At 28.3% G+C, this 956-nt stretch carries 1 protein-coding gene; it reads left to right on the top strand.

The window, feature by feature from the left end; translation table 11 throughout:
• Positions 1–315: 315 nt before the first annotated feature.
• On the top strand, positions 316–906 hold the full coding sequence (locus CN288_RS27425; protein WP_098303598.1) for a helix-turn-helix domain-containing protein: 591 nt from the start codon (positions 316–318) through the stop codon (positions 904–906).
• The last annotated feature ends 50 nt before the right edge of the window (positions 907–956 follow it).

Raw genomic sequence — 956 nt, 5'->3', positions numbered from 1 at the left:
AGTGGAGTCTTGCCTACAGAGGTAAGGCTCTTTTGTTGTACCTGAGGTGAACAAACTATACACAATACCTCTCAGACTCCTTTATGAAAGTAAACTTCTATTCAAAAGTTTACTTTTAGAAACATAAAAAAGAGTCCTGTAATATAGGACTCTTTTTCTTTTATTTACAACAAAAAAGCCAATCATGATATAATTGAGTTGCGACGCTACAACTATATATAAGAGGCTTTTTTATTCTTATAAAATTCTAATTACATAATAGCATAAAAAAAGTCTCTGTACTAGTTGTAAATACTAGGAACGAGGAGAAAAGTTATGACAAATACTATCAATTTAAAACAAGCTGAAAAAAATGCAAGATTGAGAGATATCGAGGATTCGAAGATCTTGTCAGAAGAAGAGATGTATTTAGCAAATGAACTTCAATCAAAAGCTAATTTAAGAGGAATGAAATTAGTTCCAGAGCGAAAAGTAAAAAATAAAGCTAAATTTGTTCAAATTATTCAAGACAATTGGAGTTATTTACAAAATATATCTTATTTAAAGAATGAAGAAATTGTATTTTTAATGAGTTTGATTCCTTTTATAGGTTTTGGATCTAATGCAATTGTAGACAATCCCAAAAAGAAACAACCATTACCGCTTACACAAAGAGAATTAGCAAAGTCTTTAGAGACAAGTGAGACTAAAGTGAGTAGAGTTGTAAAGGCATTATATACAAAAGGGATCATTGCTCGTTCTGAAAGTGTTGTAGAAAATAGCAATGTAAAGTCTTATGCATTATTTATCAATCCTCATATTTTATATGCTGGAGATCGGGATAATATTGAAGAAGGATTAAAGATACAATTTATAAAAATTATGAGAGCTAAACCATTAAAAGATTTACCTATTAAATTTTTTTAAAAGACATCAATTAGATGTCTTTTTTTTACATTTTTATACTTATCAAATTT

The sequence above is a fragment of the Bacillus sp. AFS023182 genome, assembly GCF_002560575.1.
Lineage (GTDB): Bacteria > Bacillota > Bacilli > Bacillales > Bacillaceae_G > Bacillus_A > Bacillus_A arachidis.
This window is presented reverse-complemented; position numbering and strand designations above follow the sequence as displayed.

Bases quoted from the DNA above. Each gene is read 5' to 3' on its own strand.
- CN288_RS27425 (WP_098303598.1), top strand. From the start codon at position 316: ATGACAAATACTATCAATTTAAAACAAGCTGAAAAAAATGCAAGATTG.